13 protein-coding genes are annotated in these 16,227 nt (G+C 41.6%); 5 read left to right on the top strand and 8 right to left on the bottom strand.

Going from position 1 to position 16,227, the window contains the following annotated elements; genetic code table 11:
• Positions 1-28: 28 nt before the first annotated feature.
• The 3 genes from AC1XUO_RS16200 to AC1XUO_RS16190 all read right to left on the bottom strand — a co-directional run bounded on the left by AC1XUO_RS16200 (position 29) and on the right by AC1XUO_RS16190 (position 6,112).
• Positions 29-1,177 carry a glycoside hydrolase family 26 protein gene (locus AC1XUO_RS16200; RefSeq protein ID WP_483330813.1) on the bottom strand — a complete coding sequence of 383 codons (1,149 nt, stop codon included), beginning with the start codon at positions 1,175-1,177 and terminating at the stop codon, positions 29-31.
• Positions 1,178-1,391: 214 nt separating this feature from the next.
• Positions 1,392-2,987: a RagB/SusD family nutrient uptake outer membrane protein gene (locus AC1XUO_RS16195; RefSeq protein ID WP_483330812.1), complete on the bottom strand. Its 1,596-nt coding sequence runs from the start codon at positions 2,985-2,987 to the stop codon at positions 1,392-1,394.
• A gap of 74 nt (positions 2,988-3,061) precedes the next feature.
• The gene (locus AC1XUO_RS16190; protein ID WP_483330811.1) at positions 3,062-6,112 is read right to left on the bottom strand and encodes a SusC/RagA family TonB-linked outer membrane protein; all 3,051 of its coding nucleotides are present in this window, start codon (positions 6,110-6,112) and stop codon (positions 3,062-3,064) included.
• A 358-nt stretch (positions 6,113-6,470) separates the two neighbouring features.
• On the opposite strand from AC1XUO_RS16190, the gene AC1XUO_RS16185 reads away from it, so the two are divergent.
• Positions 6,471-6,665 carry a hypothetical protein gene (locus tag AC1XUO_RS16185; protein ID WP_483330810.1) on the top strand — a complete coding sequence of 65 codons (195 nt, stop codon included), beginning with the start codon at positions 6,471-6,473 and terminating at the stop codon, positions 6,663-6,665.
• A gap of 12 nt (positions 6,666-6,677) precedes the next feature.
• On the opposite strand, the gene AC1XUO_RS16180 is transcribed toward AC1XUO_RS16185, so the two are convergent.
• Positions 6,678-7,745, bottom strand: coding sequence for a branched-chain amino acid aminotransferase (locus tag AC1XUO_RS16180; RefSeq protein WP_483330809.1), 1,068 nt, complete (start codon positions 7,743-7,745; stop codon positions 6,678-6,680).
• Between the two features lie 102 nt (positions 7,746-7,847).
• On the bottom strand, positions 7,848-8,408 hold the full coding sequence (locus AC1XUO_RS16175; protein ID WP_483330808.1) for a cob(I)yrinic acid a,c-diamide adenosyltransferase: 561 nt from the start codon (positions 8,406-8,408) through the stop codon (positions 7,848-7,850).
• A 213-nt stretch (positions 8,409-8,621) separates the two neighbouring features.
• On the opposite strand from AC1XUO_RS16175, the gene AC1XUO_RS16170 reads away from it, so the two are divergent.
• From AC1XUO_RS16170 to AC1XUO_RS16160, 3 genes are all read left to right on the top strand, one after another.
• Positions 8,622-9,140, top strand: coding sequence for a hypothetical protein (locus AC1XUO_RS16170; RefSeq protein WP_483330807.1), 519 nt, complete (start codon positions 8,622-8,624; stop codon positions 9,138-9,140).
• A 6-nt stretch (positions 9,141-9,146) separates the two neighbouring features.
• The gene (locus tag AC1XUO_RS16165) at positions 9,147-10,376 is read left to right on the top strand and encodes an S-adenosylmethionine:tRNA ribosyltransferase-isomerase (protein ID WP_483330806.1); all 1,230 of its coding nucleotides are present in this window, start codon (positions 9,147-9,149) and stop codon (positions 10,374-10,376) included.
• A 74-nt stretch (positions 10,377-10,450) separates the two neighbouring features.
• Complete coding sequence (locus tag AC1XUO_RS16160) at positions 10,451-11,053, top strand: Uma2 family endonuclease (protein ID WP_483330805.1); 603 nt, start codon at positions 10,451-10,453, stop codon at positions 11,051-11,053.
• A 1-nt stretch (position 11,054) separates the two neighbouring features.
• Here the strand turns inward: AC1XUO_RS16160 and AC1XUO_RS16155 are convergent, their stop codons facing one another.
• Positions 11,055-11,891, bottom strand: a complete 837-nt coding sequence (locus AC1XUO_RS16155) for a BRO-N domain-containing protein (RefSeq protein WP_483330804.1) — start codon at positions 11,889-11,891, stop codon at positions 11,055-11,057.
• A 130-nt stretch (positions 11,892-12,021) separates the two neighbouring features.
• On the bottom strand, positions 12,022-13,776 hold the full coding sequence (locus tag AC1XUO_RS16150) for a discoidin domain-containing protein (RefSeq protein ID WP_483330803.1): 1,755 nt from the start codon (positions 13,774-13,776) through the stop codon (positions 12,022-12,024).
• 199 nt (positions 13,777-13,975) lie between these two features.
• Here AC1XUO_RS16150 and tyrS point away from each other — a divergent pair, with 199 nt between their 5' ends.
• Positions 13,976-15,277 (top strand): tyrosine--tRNA ligase, encoded by a 1,302-nt coding sequence (tyrS, locus tag AC1XUO_RS16145; protein ID WP_483330802.1) that lies wholly within the window; start codon positions 13,976-13,978, stop codon positions 15,275-15,277.
• Between the two features lie 98 nt (positions 15,278-15,375).
• Here the strand turns inward: tyrS and AC1XUO_RS16140 are convergent, their stop codons facing one another.
• On the bottom strand, positions 15,376-16,191 hold the full coding sequence (locus AC1XUO_RS16140) for a metallophosphoesterase family protein (RefSeq protein ID WP_483330801.1): 816 nt from the start codon (positions 16,189-16,191) through the stop codon (positions 15,376-15,378).
• Between the last annotated feature and the right edge of the window lie 36 nt (positions 16,192-16,227).

Here is a 16,227-nt window from a genome sequence, read left to right as displayed (position 1 = left end):
CTTTCGAAAAAATTAATATAAACGTTGATTATTTCCCGGTTTGTTTCCCATATAAATTTTCACTGGCGACCTTTTTCTCTAATAAAATATTTCCTGACTGCTGTAATTTCTTAAAATCTTCAACGGTATCGTTTCCTTCAAACGGCGCATAGTAGTGATCCGGGCGTCCGTTTCGCCAGACGAGCATATAACTTAGTCCCGAATTTTGGATAATGGGCTGCACAATTCTTGTCCACCAGTTGGCTTCTGTCAGTTGTTCCAGACCTGTTTCAGTAATAGCGAAAGGTTTGCCGCTCGGTTTCCCAAGTTCCCGTATGGTTGCCACCATTCTCGTTGCGTTGGAAATAAAAGCGGAATCACTTTTCGGAGGATTTCTGTGGTAGGTATCAAAGCCTAAAATATCAACCAGGTCGTCGCCCGGATAACGTTCCAGATAATGTTCCTTATTTCTAAAATTATCTGTGGAGTAGGCGATCAGCAGATTGTTTACTTTTCTTGTTTTTTGCAGGTATTCAACGGTAAACGTCCAGAATTGTTTGTATTCCTGAGGTGTGCAATAATCAGCACCCCACCAGAACCAGCTTCCGGTATGTTCGTGATAGGGACGGAAAATTACAGGGATCAGCTCACCTTTGGGTCCTTTTAATGACAGAAAAAAGTCAGCTAATTTATCCAGCGTTTTTTCGAAATTTTTCTTGTTTTTTTCATCGGATAAAATCTTCCTGATCGTAAAATCTGCTTTATCCCAGCTTGTTTTTGAAAAATCGACAGGGTTATTGGGATGCCAGCTGATGGTATTAACGCCGCCGCGTTCATAGTTTTTCCGGATATCAGCCTTGATTCTTGCAAATGGAACACCATCAAGATTATTGGCACTGTCCAGCTCGATATGCCCCAGATCATATCCAACCAAACCAGGATGTTCTCCTGAAACTGTTTTTATATCTGACCGATCTTCATCACCGACCCACCGGCTCTTGTCTGCTTTCAATCCATAAGCAAGCGCATCCTGCTGACCAAAAATAACACCCTGCAAAGCACTTCTTTTTAATCCTATATAAAGGTTTTTTGTTGCTTGTGTAGCATTTTTATCTATCTGCGCAGTCGAAAAGGTGATAGCGGATAAGATTATTGAGAATGACAAGAAATAGGGAAACGGTGATTTGAATAAGGACATGATACTTACTAATTGTTTATAATTCAGACAGGATTTCGTTGTTTTTAATTTAACGGTTGAATGTATAACAATTTATTTATAAGTATTAAAGTTTAATGACTCCGCAGGAGCCACCTGAATTTCTACAAACAGGCAACACTTACGGAGTCATTATTATGGAGGAAGGGGTAATTTTTATATGACAGAATAGTTTACAGCGAAATTTGCCCAGAGACTAATATCCTGGATTTTGTTGTAAACCCCATGTCTGCACTTCGTTCAAAGGAATTGGTAAAACCGGAATTGGATTAACCGAACCTGCAATCGAGCGTGCCTGTGCACGTGCTCTCACATCAGCTGATAGTGAGCTCATGTAAGTTCCGGTGCGTATCTGATCCCACAAACGCAGAGATTCCATACCCAGCTCAACACGGCGTTCGTGTAAAATGGCGGTCATCAAGGCTGAACCAGTAACTGAACTTGTAAGATCAGGAAGCGCTGTTGCCGGTATATTTGTTGGTTCGTAAGTAGAACCTCCAACGACTGATCCTAGTGGTAAAGTAGATTTACGAGCTCTTGCGCGGACCTCGTTTACTGCGGCGCGGGCTGTTGCTTCGTCGCCAGTTTGGGCAGCAGCTTCTGCTTTCATTAGCAATATTTCAGCATAACGCATGCGGCGAATATTCTGGCCAGATGCGGATGATTGTGCTGGCTGAACGATCGCAGCTTTACGGTTAAGGTAACCGGTCATGTTTTCAGCCGGGAACGCTACGGTTTGTCTCACACCAAAAAGGATATCTCCGTTTCCGTAAACCGTCATCGCTCTGCGCGGATCATTTACTTCAAATTCGTTAACCAGACTTGTGGTAGGATTGTTGAAACCCCATCCCCATGTTGAACGGTTATTTTGAATTACGTTGTTTGTCACACCCGTTTTGATCGGCCCCCAGGTCTGTCCTGATTCTTTTGCCTGAATTTCAAAAATGGATTCTGTATTGTTCTCGCTTACTTCATCAAAAATTGATGCATAATTGGCTGTCAGACCATATTGTCCGGACTGCGTAACGGCGTTGGTCAGATCAAGGACCTGTTTCCAGGTATGGTTGTTCGTATTGTCCATACCAAGTTGGTACATGATCACACGGGCAAGGTAACCGCGGGCAGCGCCTTTGGTCGCACGGCCAAGGTCTGAAGCACTGTATTGCGCTTTTTCAGGAAGTGCAGCGATTGCCTGTTCCAGATCTTTTTCGATGAATGCATACGTTTCAGGCAATGAAGCACGCTGCGTAGTCGAATATTCTGTTGTTTTTACAGGCTCAGAAAATAACGGCATTCCACCAAAAAGACGCGCCAGATAGAAGTAGTAATAAGCACGCAGGAAATGGGCTTCACCAGCAACACGTGTTTTCAAGGTATTACTGATCGGCGCAGTTTCGATGTTTTTCAACACCCAGTTTGCACGATAGATACCGATCCAAAGATTACCCCAAACACCTACAACCGGCGTGTTGGTCGGCAATGCTCTCCATTCTTTCAGATATTGAATATCTAAAAAGTCACTTGGCGTGCTTCCTTTTTCAGCGTCATCAGACAATACATCTCCCCACATCCACTCGTAGTTATGCGGAAGATAATTGCCAAGTCCGTCACTGCCTTCGTCGTAAGAAGACACGTCATAAACTGCATTGATAGCCAGAAGCGTATTGGTTGAATCAGAGAAATAATTGGTGTCTGTTTCACGCCCCAGCGGTTCTTTATCCAGAAAGTCACTGCAACCCTGCAACAGCATAAAAGCTGATATCAAAAGTGCCGGAAATCTATATTTTTTCATTTTTCGAAATATTTTATGGAATTAGTTTACAGCGATTGTCGGTTGCCCGTGTAAAATCGCGTTAACTGGTTTTTTTAAAAGTTTACGCTTAGTCCGATTCTTCCTACGCGAGGCTGTGGATATGCTCCAAGGTCTACACCGAAGTTCAATGGATTGTTGTTGAACTCACCGATTTCAGGATCCATTCCTTTGTATTTAGTGAAAGTCAACAGGTTATCAGCAGCAACATATACTCTGACATTGCTGATGTGTAGTTTTTGCAAAACACCTTTTGGTAAAGTATAACCCAGTGTCAGGTTGCGAAGGCGCATGTAGTCTCCACTGCTCACAAAACGATCGCTGAATTGGTCGTTGTTGTTTGGGTTCAGCTGTGTCATACGAGGCTGGTCTGTATTGATATTATCAGGAGTCCAGCGGTCCATACGGCTTGCTACAGAGTTAAACATTCCGTTCGCATTGTTTTGCCAGTGACCCAGACCATTCACAAGTTCAACACCTGTTACACCTTGAAAGAAGAAACTGAAATCGAAACTTTTGTAACCAAGACTTGCATTAAAACCATAAGAAAGATTTGGCGTAGCGCTACCAAGATAGGTTCGGTCATCGTTATCAATGACGCCATCGTTATTCAAATCGACAAACTTGACATCACCAGGTTTTGCGTTCGGCTGAATTGCAACGCCTTCTCTTGTATAAGCATCAAGATCGGCCTGAGTTCTGAAAATTCCGTCTGTTTTTAATCCGTAATAAACCGCGATTTCACGTCCAACTTCTGTACGGGTTGTTTGTCCAAGTCCGTTGATGTCGCCGCCTGCGATTGGTTCTCCACCGCCAAGGTCAACAACCTGGTTCGTGATTTTGGAAACGTTGAAACCGATGTCATAGGTGAAATCCTTGATCTGGCTTCTATAATTCAGCGCAAGTTCAATACCCTTATTGCTCATGCTTCCCGCGTTTACGTACGGAGGTCCCACACCTGCAAATACAGGGATTGGAACACGAACAATCATATTTTTAGTATCCTTTATAAAGTAATCAGCCGTTAATGAAAGACGGTTGTTGAAGAAACCGGCGTCCACACCGAAGTTTGAACTGGTTGTTGTTTCCCATTTCAAATCAGGATTACTTGCTGTTGTTGGCGCAAATCCCTGAACAGCCTGATCTCCAAAGACGTACATATTGTTACCTGAAACGGTTGTTGCATAACCATAATTGGCAGCACTGTTCTGATTACCAACCTGTCCCCATCCCGCGCGAAGTTTCAACTGGCTGATCGCAGGAATGCTCTTGATAAACGATTCTTCTGCAAGGTTATAACCAGCTGCGAAAGAAGGAAAAGTTCCCCAGCGATTGTCAGGAAGGAAACGTGAAGATCCATCTCTGCGCAACGTTGCTGTCAAAAGGAATTTTTCGTTGAAGTTGTAATTAAGACGACCGAAGTACGATTGCAACGATTCGTCAGACTGTGTTGCTTCGACTAAATAATCAGTACCTTTTGTCGCTGTCAGATACCACTGAGATTTGTCATTAGGCACATCCAGAACAGTCAGGAACATGTCGCTGTATGTTGTGCGCTGTGCTTCGAAACCAGCCATGGCAGTAAAGCTGTGTTTGCCAATTGTTTTTGCATAGGTCAGGTAATTTGTCCAAACCCAGCCCAGTTGCTCACCTCTTCCTTCACGCAATGTGCTGTGCTGACGCTGATCATCGTTTGCAAGATAATATTGCGGCAAATATCTTTTTGCATGCGTCGTTTTCCAGTTAACCCCGAATTGTGTGCGGAAAGTCAGACCAGGAATAATTTTAGCATCCAAAAAGAAGTTGGAGTTCACCAGCGTTTCGTAGGCTTTGTTGTTTTTATATTCATCAACAATACGAAGCGGGTTGTAAGATCCACCTTCCGGCACAGGACGGGTTCCATAAAAATTTGTCGCGGGATCCCATGCTTTTGCCAAAGGGGAAATTGATAACGCACTCGTTAATACACCACCATACTGACCACCTGTATACTGCGTTTTATCCGTGTTGGCATAAGCCGCTGAAATACCGGCGTCAAGCCATTTTGTTACATAAAAGTCATTGTTGAAACGAAGAAAGAATTTTTTCAGAGGCGAGTTTTTTACGATACCTTCCTGTCCAAAATAAGTCCCTGTTACGCTGTAACGGTGTTTGTCATTACCGCCCATAATATTAAGGCTGTAATTTTGAACCTTGCCAGTCTGCATAACTTCGTCCTGCCAGTTGGTTCCTTTGTCTGTTCCGTTTTTAAATGCGTTCAATGTCTGGTACAACGGCTCGTTGGTTGGAAGTACTGTACCATCGTTGGCGTATGATTCCAAACGTAAAGTCGCATATTGGCTTGCATCCAGCACGTCTACTTTATTCCATGCTTTCTGAACACCTGCGTAAGTATCAAAAGAAATCTTAGGCTCTCCGCTTTTTCCTCTTTTTGTTGTAATCAGAATTACTCCGTTTGCTCCACGGGAACCGTAGATTGCAGTTGCGGAAGCATCCTTTAAAATTTCCATAGAAGAGATATCACCAGGAGCTAAAAAGCTGATATCGCTGGTTTGAAAACCATCTACAACGTACAGAGGATCGCTATTGTTGATCGTGCCGACACCGCGAATACGTACGCGTACCGCAGCTCCCGGCTCTCCTGACTGACTAACAATGTTCACACCCGGAACGCGACCCTGAATGGCTTGGAGCGGGTTGACAGTGGCCACTTTGGTGATCGCCTCTGCTTTTACCGACGCAACGGCTCCCGTAATATCACTTTTTCTTGTTGTTCCATAACCTACAACCACAACCTCATCAAGCGCACGTTCGTCTGAAAGCATTGTAATTGTGAAAGTTGATTTTCCACCGATCTCCACTTCGAGAGACTTCATTCCCACTGAACTTAATACTAACGTTTTTGCATCAGCGGGGATACCCAAAGTGAATTTTCCTTCTACATCTGTTGTGGTACCAATCGTTGTTCCTTTGATAACCACACCTACACCAGGTAGTCCTTCTCCTTTTTCATCTGAGACCGTCCCGTTTATATTTTGATTCTGGGCGATTGCCATCAGGCAACTTCCCAGAATCAAAGAGACGATCATAAGTAATCTTTGAAACATGCTTATGACGCTTTAATTGGTTTATAATTTTTAATACAAATTAATAGACTTTTCTGATCGATACTATAATACTATTTTATCCAATACTTGAATAATAAAAACTTATTGTTAACAATATTTTACACTTTAATTACAATATGTATTGTTATTGTATTATTCTAATGAATTTAATTGTATTATTTGAGTATTTAATTCGTTTAAAATAAAAGTAACTGTCATAATATTTGATATAATACTATTATATCATTTTTTGAAGTTTAATACATTATTTGTATGATCTTTTTATTGAAAATTCAACCTTTTATGAGTTGATTTTAGCTGGGTATTTTGCGCGGATCTTCCAGATTTAGAGTAGCTTATGAGACTGAAAACGATTGAAATTGGAAATGCCAGTCGGCTGGATTTTAATGAAAATTGTAAAATTTTAAGATTTTACGGAGTGGAGAAGTTTGGCAGGGCCTTGCGCGGAAATAATATTTCAAAAAGAGCGCGCAGAAATTTGAAAAGGAACAAAAAAATGGACGACATTACTGCCGTCCATTTTATCAAATAATATCTGTAAAAACTAAACTTTCAAAGTCCAGCCGAAAACGTCTTCTGTTTTTCCGGTACGTATTTCGGTAAGATAATTTTTTACTTTATTCACAAACGAATCTTCTTTCAATTCTGGTAACGCATAATCAACACCTTCGAAAGCGATGGTTGCAAACGGAGAAACTACAACGGCAGTTCCCGCTCCGAAAGCAGATTCCAAACGTCCTTCTTTTAGTGCTTCAATAATTTCTTTCACAGAAATTCTACGTTCTTCAACAGGAATGTTCCAATGCTGAGCGATCGCAACGATACTTTTACGTGTGATACCATCCAGCGTTGTATCAGAAACAAAAGGCGTAACAAGTTTTCCGTCGATGACAAACATCACGTTCATCGTCCCCGATTCTTCAATGTAAGCATGTTCACGTGCGTCTGTCCAGATCAATTGATCATAACCATCTTGCTGTGCAAGTTTTGCAGGATAAAGGGAGCCAGCGTAGTTTCCGGCACATTTTGTTCCACCAACACCACCTTCGGCAGCACGGATAAAATGCGTTTCAACTTTTACTCTTGGCGGCTTCGCATAGTACGTTCCCACCGGAGAAGTAAAAATGATAAAGGTATAGGTATCCGAAGGCTTCACGCCGATATATGCGTCAGTAGCAAACATATAAGGCCGGATATATAATGAACATCCGTCCTGAGAAGGTACCCATCCTGAATCCAGACGTAATAATTCCGTCAGGCCGCTCATGAAAATTTCTTCCGGAATCGTTGGCATGCAAAGCCGTTCTGCCGACTTGTTAAGACGTTTCCAGTTATCAATAGCGCGGAAAAGAAGTGTTTCGCCTTCTTCACTTTTGTAGGCTTTCATACCTTCAAAAATCGCCTGACCGTAATGTAAGGCAGCAGTAGCAGGACTGAGCGAAAGATCTCCATAAGGGACGATGCGCGGGTTGTTCCACTGACCGTCACGATATTCAGTGATGAACATATGATCGGCAATGTTCCGACCAAAAACAAGGTTGTTAAAATCAACCTCTTTCAAACGTGAATTTTCCGTTTGCTGGATCTCTATTTGCAATGTGTCGGCAGTCATAAGGCCTGGAATTTATGCTGAATATTAAGTACTCTCTTATTTCTTATATAGTCTCGCAATTTAATGAAATTATCTGCAAAACGAATATGTTTAGTATAACAATTATTTTTTTATCTTGACCCTTGGTTTCCACGTGACTTCCTCAATGCCAAGTTCGTAAGTCATTGCCCGACAAAGCATAAACAAATAATCAGACAACCGGTTGAGGTATTTAACGACACTGTCTTCCACCTCTTCCTGGGTTTGCAAATGGATAACACCCCGCTCGGCACGGCGGCATACGGTACGGGCGATATGCCCAAACGATACAGACTGATGGCCCCCGGGTAAGACAAAAGCTTTGAGTGGCGGCACGACCGCGTCAATTTCATCCATAGAAGTTTCCAGCAGTTTGGTGTCTTCTTCGGATAAATCGGGAAGGATTTTTTTTGTTTGTTCAGGTTCCGAAGCCAAATGAGAGCCTATGGTAAATAATCTGTCCTGAATTTCTTTCAGCAACGCGCGACGTTTTTCATTTACGGGCTGATCCCGGAGCAAGCCTATGTAACTGTTCAGTTCATCTACGGTTCCGTAAGCCTCAATGCGAATGTGCGCTTTGCTTAAACGGGTTCCTCCGATCAATGAAGTTGTGCCTTTGTCGCCTGTTTTGGTGTAAATTTTCATTTATTATTTATTGAAAGATAAATTTTTGGTTCAATGTCGCTTGCGATTTGTGCAAATGATCGTTAATGCTACAAAATATTACGCCCGCTCCGCAGCTTTTGCGTTTAATCTTTTTATTATACTCCTGTTGCGATTAGGTTTTAGAAAGTCTCCGACCTAATTTTGCACCCAAAATATGGCGAATTTAGAAAAGATAAGGAGGATTGATATTTCATGAAAATTGGAACTTTTAGTATAAAAATATGGCGTTGGTTTTCAATGCTGATGGTATTTGGTGCACTGGTCTGGACCTATTCGGTTTTCCCTGAGCAAATTGCATTTGATTTTGCAGCTTCTGGTCTTGCCGAAATTTATGTTAACAAAGAGCATTTGTTTTACATCGTGATGGCGTTTTTTGTTCTAAATAATGTTGTTCTTTCAGCATTCGCAAGACAAATTCCGAAAATCGATACATCACATTTACCTATTCCGAACAAAAAAGCCTGGGCTCCATATCGCGAAGAGTTGAATGAACATTTGATCAACTGGTTATATACCGTAGTCTCGTCTATTAATACAGTCATTGCGATGAGCCTTCTTGCATTGGCTACCATCAACAGCAGCCAGTATAATCTTACCGTCTTCGATTTTGCCTGGGTATCCTATGTAGGTTTGGCGCTGATGATCTTAATTTTTCTTCTTCCGTTGCGCTTGTTAAAAACGCCAGTTCCTAAAGAAGAAGATACTTACTAGAAAAGCATGGAAAATAATTGGCTGGAAAAGGCGGAATCTCTTCGTATAGAGTCGTTCGACTATGATCTGCCGGATGACAGGATTGCAAGATATCCGCTCGATCCGCGTGACAGTTCTAAGCTTCTGATCTATAATCAGGGTGTTATCGAGCATCAAACCTTCGAAAGATTAACTGAGAATTTGCCGGCAGATACCCTTTTGGTTTTCAATGATACGAAAGTAATTCCGGCCCGGGCCTATTTTCAAAAGGAAACGGGCGCGACTGTTGAAATTCTTTTGCTTCATCCGGAATTGCCAACCCGGATTATCAATGATGCAATGCTCGTGACAGGATCTTGCGTATGGGAATGTATGATCGGGAATAAAAAGCGTTTTAAGCCTACCGATACGCTTTCAATAAATTTAGTTGTTCATGGAAAGCCAGTCAAATTACAGGTTGGGTATGCTGATTATGATAAAAACTACATCAAGTTATGGTGGGATCAGGAAATTCAGTTTCTTGATATAGTGCAGGCGTTGGGAGAAATTCCTTTACCACCTTATTTAAAAAGAGATACCGAGGAAGGCGATAAAAAAACCTATCAAACTGTTTACGCACGCCAAAATGGAGCTGTTGCTGCGCCGACAGCTGGTCTTCACTTTACTGAAAATGTTTTTAAACAGTTAGCAGATAAGGGAGTTCGCAGGTCATTTCTGACATTACATGTGGGCGCCGGAACTTTTCAGCCGATCAAGGCAAATTCGGTTACTGAACACAAAATGCATGCTGAGCAGGTTGTATACTCCCGCCAGTTAATTAACGAACTCCTAAAAAGTACCGAAAATATTGTTCCGGTTGGAACGACTTCTCTTCGTTCTCTTGAAAGTTTATACTGGTTTGGTGTGAAATTATACCGCGGTAAAACAACTGAATTTAATATCGAAAAACTTTATCCGTATCCTTTTAACGCAGACGAACTTCCTTCTGCAAAGGAAGCGCTGACGGCGATTGCCAGTTTCATGGACAAGGAAAAGCTGGACGAGGTGGTCGGAGAAACAGAAATATTCATTTTCCCGGGTTACACATTCAGACTTTGTAAAGGACTAATAACCAACTATCACCAGCCGGGTTCCACGCTCATCTTATTGGTCGCTGCTTTGGTTGGAGAAGAATGGAGGCGGATCTACAAGGAAGCCATGGACCAGGGTTATCGTTTTCTAAGTTATGGTGATAGTTCTTTACTTTGGAGAAAGTAAGGGTCTCGTTGTCAATCGTTTTGCTAATCTTCTGATTTTGCCGTAATTTGTGATTATAAATTTCGATGCGTGATATGGGGGAAGTACAAGTATCTGAGAAGAAATATTCTGTTGCAGATTATTTTGAAATGGAAGAAAAGAGTGAAACTCGTCACGAATATTATGATGGCGAAATCTTCGCTATGGCGGGTACTACGATGAATCACAACAGAATCGTCGGTCGAGTCCGCGGTTTTTTTGAAAAGGTTTTTCTGAAACGGGGATGTGATGTTTTTGCAGAGAACATAAAAGTCGAAGCGATTAAAAACTTTTATTATCCCTATCCTGATGTCATTGTAACCTGTGCCCCGGAAGATATTAATGGAACTTATATCGTTCGGTATCCGAGTATTTTGGTAGAAGTTTTGTCAAAATCTTCGGCGAGTTATGATCATGGATTTAAATTAAGAAAATACCAGGAAATTCCTTCGCTGCAATACTATATGCTCGTTGCTCAATATGAATGTTATGTAGAACTTTACACCAGAACTGAGCAGGAAGGCATCTGGACATACCAGACTTTTGACAAGCCGGAATCTAATATATCTTTTGACCTACTGGATTTTAAGATGCCGGTTTCTGCTGTTTATGAAGGAATAGTGTTTTTAGAAGAGGAAAAACCCGAATCTGATTTTTAGGTTACTTATTTTCTGAGTCAATTTTACGATGCGCTTTCGCCGGCGGTAGAAAATTCTCCCCTGTTACTACATTTTTCCGGGTTTGACCCTCCAGTTCCTTTCGGGCATTTTTTGCTACTGAGCCACCTTTTTTGCTTGCTTTTGCATTTTCATTCAAGCCTTTCGCTTCTTCGCTTTCAGCAATTTGTCTTGTGGATAATTCGGCAAGTGCGGTGAAGATCAGTTCAGCTTCACTCATGTGATCCCGAAGGTTTTGAGTTTTCAAACCTTTCAGATCCTTATGCTTCTTAACCGTTAACCCGGTCCACTCTTCATGAATGATATTGGTTAATAAAGCGAACTCATCTTTTTTCTCGACACCGCTATCTTTCCAGTAATCTGTTAATTTATTCCGGGTTTCTTGTCCCGTCATTCTCTGCTGAATCCATTTTTCGCTTCGTCCCAGCTTTTGCCAGTTCTCCCTCGCGCGGTCCAGGCTTTGTTCCGGATTCGCAATTTCCTGCATTCTCTCGTACCCAACTTTGGCGAGCCACTGTTTGAAAGGCTCAGCTTTTGGAGATGGTACTGATTGAATAATGCGTAAAAGTTGTTCAGTATCAGCAACATCTGTCAAACGCATTTTGCCATCCGACGATATCATTTTCAAACCGTTACAATTTGTAACGGTTTCGTTTCCTTCATCTTTAAGTCTTTTTTTCATTACTCTCCAATAGACTTGCGGATTGGGGCTGTCTGTCAATATTGCTATCACATCTACAACAGCGAAATACCAAACCTCTTTCTCTGCATCCCAATGACTGCGAACTTTCTTTTCTTCGAATAGTTTTATGTTACTCATATCGATCGTGTGATGAATTTTACTTATCTGAAACTTGGTCTGTTTTAATATAAATCAAATATACCATTTAGGTTTCGCACCTCAGCAGGGATAACTGATATAAGCAAACTTTGAATAAAATATGAAAAAATCACTTAATGTTAACGATCTCACTAAGCGCAGAAACTCCGTTTTCATCAAAAGCTTCAATTGCAAAATAATACCGTACACCAACATTCAGCGCGCGCAGTTCGAAGTTATTCGGCTCGTCATTCCAGAACTGGTAAGTTTGATATAGTTTATCAGGAGCAATTCCCCAAAGGATATTATAGCCAACCGCTCCCGCAACTTTTTCCCAAGTCAAATCCACATTCCGCTGATCTCCCTGTCTAATCGCCGTTAGTTTTTTCGGTGTGGAAGGTATTTTATCAAATCCGTTTCCAAAGACTCTTAATTCGCTGATTGCCAAAACCGGCGAAGCAACGTGAACATGTTCATACCGGATGTAGCGGGCTTTTACCGGCTTGGATAATTCAATATAAGCACAGGGACGGTCACGTTTTGGCTGAGTGGTCAGGTCGGTGGCAAGATTCCATTTTTTGCCATCCGTTGACGTGAAGATCTTAAACTGTGTGTAGACTTTTTCAGGATCGTTATCGAAAATATTGGATTTGTAATCCGTATAATTGATCTGAATTGCTTTCACTTCCTGTTCTTTTTGTAAATCTATCGTTAATGTTTCTCCGGCCTTATTTTGCTTCGCAGCCCAGAAAGTTCGCGGATTTTCATCTGTAATTTTTGACGCTGACATTGTATCAAGCGTGGAAGAAGCAGTAACCGGTTTTTTATATGAAAGTAACATCCAGCCAGTGAATAATTCATCACCTTTTCCATCCCATTTTTTTGTCGTCATTTTATGTGGAAAATCGCCGAAACGGGTATTCGCAAACATTTGTCCATCCTTGTCAAAACCGGCCGGATGTTGTACAATTCTTCTTTCCATCGCCCAGTTTAATCCAATCCAGGAAGTGCCTGTGTTCCAGTAATTTCCATAATTATCCTGAAATGTATTGCCATGACCTGCGCCAGTGGCGAATCCACCAGGTTTGTAGGAAACCGGGTTATACGGCGCATACGTGAACGGCCCAAGCGGATCATCCGCTACATAGGTCCCGTTTGCATAAACATTATATTCGGTTCCCGGCGCGCCGTATTGCAAATAGTATTTTCCCTTATGTTTCGTCATCCAGGCACCTTCTGTGAAAGGTTTGAAAGGATCTGAATGATTCGGACCGAAACGTTCCCAGCCATGTTCGTATTGGTTCAGCCAAAACATCGCCTTATACTGATCTTTAAAAGCCAGCTTTTTTGAATGGTCCAGTTCCGCGCCGAAAATTGGGTAAACGTTTGAAGAGCCCCAATACATGAACCACCGGTTTGTTTCCGGATCATGAAAAAACGCTGGATCCCATGGGCCAATGTCTTTGGGTAAGCGCGGTGTCCAGCGGTTGTAAAATTCCCAGATTCCCTTTTCAGGAGCAACTGAATACAAGATCGGGCGCGACTCAAAAGTTGATTGAAACAGAAACAAAGTGTCGTTGACCGAAGCGGCAGCGGGAGCACACATATCTTCAAATGGCCAACGGTTTGCTGTGATATACTTCCAGTTTAGCATATCTTTCGAGTGCCAGTAACCTCCGGAAATTGTTACGAAAAGAAAATATTCTGACTTATGGTTTATAATAACCGGATCCGCACCCGAGCGGTAAGAGATCTTTTCATTGAGCTGTTCAAAGTTGTATTTGTAATCAATATCCATCGGATTGCAGTAAGTAGTTTGCTGCTGGGCGAAATTGGGGAATGATTGAATACAAAAGGCGATGGTAAGAAGAATAAGTAATCTCATTTTTGTCAGTACGTGTGATCTTGATTTGTTAAAAAAAATCTAATTATAGTTCTAAATTAAATACATAAAACCAGAATAACGCAGGAACCGATTTCTAAATTTCAGTCTTCAAATCAGATACCTTTTGTAAATCTGCAAGGTTTACCAAAATCAAACTATCTTTGCACCTTGATTTTTAAAATTGCCAAATAGTAAAAAAATGAGAACCGATTTCATTGAAGAATTGCGCTGGCGGGGCATGTTGCACGACATGATGCCAGGAACGGATGAGCAACTAAATAAAGAAATGACAGCCGGCTATATCGGTTTTGACCCAACTGCTGCTTCCCTGCATATCGGTAATCTGGCGACGATCATGTTGCTTGTTCATTTACAAAAGGCAGGGCATAAGCCAATCGCCCTGATTGGAGGAGCGACGGGAATGATCGGCGATCCGTCTTTCAAAGCAGCAGAACGTTCGTTTTTGGATGAAGAAACGCTGAGAATCAATCAGGAAGGAATTCGTAAGCAATTAGAACGTTTCCTTGATTTTGACTGCGGCGAGAACTCGGCCGAAATGGTCAACAATTATGACTGGTTCAAAGATATTGGATTCCTCCAATTCCTTCGTGAAGCAGGCAAGTATTTGTCTGTTAACTACATGATGTCGAAAGATTCGGTTAAAAAACGACTCGAAACAGGTATTTCTTTCACTGAGTTTTCATACCAGCTTTTACAGGGTTACGACTTTTATCATTTATATAAGCATAAAAATGTCCGTCTTCAGATGGGCGGTTCGGACCAGTGGGGGAATATTACAACCGGTACTGAAATCATTCGCCGAAAGGAAGGAGATGAGGAAGGTTATTTCAAGGCATATGCTTTAACAACGCCTCTTCTGACAAAATCTGACGGATCCAAATTTGGGAAAAGTGAGGGTGGAAATATCTGGCTCGATGCTTCCAGAACTTCACCTTTTGAATTTTACCAATTCTGGTTAAATCAAAGTGACGAAGATTCGCCAAGATTTTTGCGTGTTTTTTCTTTAAAATCGAAAGAAGAAATCGAAGCTTTGGAAAGCGGCCATGCCGCTGAACCGCATTTAAGAATTATGCAAAAGGCACTGGCGGCGGAGCTTACGATTCGTATCCATTCCGAGCGTGATTACCAGCTGGTGTTAAAAGCGTCTGATGTTTTGTTTGGGAAAGCGACGTTGGAGACGCTTCAAAGCATTGCGATCGATGAATTTGATACTGTTTTCAACGGCGTTCCACAGACCGGGATAAGCCGTGGTGACTGGGATTCATGCCCGAATGTACTAGATTTGATTTCGACCGTTACCAACGCGGAGATTTATCCTTCGAAAAGTGAAGCGCGTCGCGCATTACAGCAGAATGCTGTAAGTATTAATAAAGTGAAAGTTGCTTCGGCTGAGCAGTCGCTTACTGATTTTCAGCTGCTTCAGGATCGATTTATTCTTGTATCAAAAGGTAAGAAAAACCATTTGATAAGAATTAATTAAGACTGTTTTTTAATTTATTAGGTATAAAAATGAGCCAGCCTTTCAAAAGCTGGCTCATTTTTTATAATTAAACCATTGATTTAAATGCTAATCCGGGTTTATTTTTTGCCACTGAATGAATTCAGAACCGGTGAAGCAGTTGGATTATATTGATAGGTTTGCCAGGTTTCATCGTCATAAATCTCAACCACGCGATATCCCTTGTAGGTAGTTCCCCAGTTCCCGCCGAAGTGTCCGTCAAAAAAATATGGCTTCTTTCCTAATGTTTTCTGGCTGTCCTGATCATGGTCGTGACCGTGAAAAATTGCTTTTACATTGGGTGTATTTGCAAATAGATCAGTTACCTCTTTACAGTTAACTCCATTGTCTGTCCATTTCTCAGGCGTGATGTGCAAAAATATGTAAATTCCTTTTGCGGTAGAATATTTAGCAATTTCAGTGCGTAGCCAGTTAATATCAGGACAAAGATATTCGCCTTTTTCGTTGGAAGTGTCTCCCAAAATAAAAGCATATTCGCCCTTTCCAAAACTATGATTTGTCGGGTATCCCCAGGTACTTTGCCAAACGTCAAGACCGACTTTATCGTGATTCCCACGCGTCACATAAAAAGGGACACGCAGATTTTCAAAAGTTGATTTTACATCATACATCAGTGTCGGATCGTCATGAATTAAGTCTCCGTTAATCACTGTAAAATCGACGCCTTTTTGTACTTTTTCCTGATTGATCCAGCCTATCAAGTCGCTGTGAAACTTTTTATAGTCGGTGTTCGGCTGGCCAAAATGACCGTCGGAAGCGACGATGAAGCGTAAGGCTAGTTTGCCGGCTTTCGGGTTATTGTCAGGTAAATTGAAAAATGATAGTCCCGACATGGCTGGCAGAAATTTCAAAAAGGAGCGTCTTTCAAAAAGCATAGGGGTAAGCGTTTGGAATGAAGGCGTAAAATTGTT

The organism is Dyadobacter sp. HNCC25DJ186, from assembly GCF_056895235.1.
This window is presented reverse-complemented; position numbering and strand designations above follow the sequence as displayed.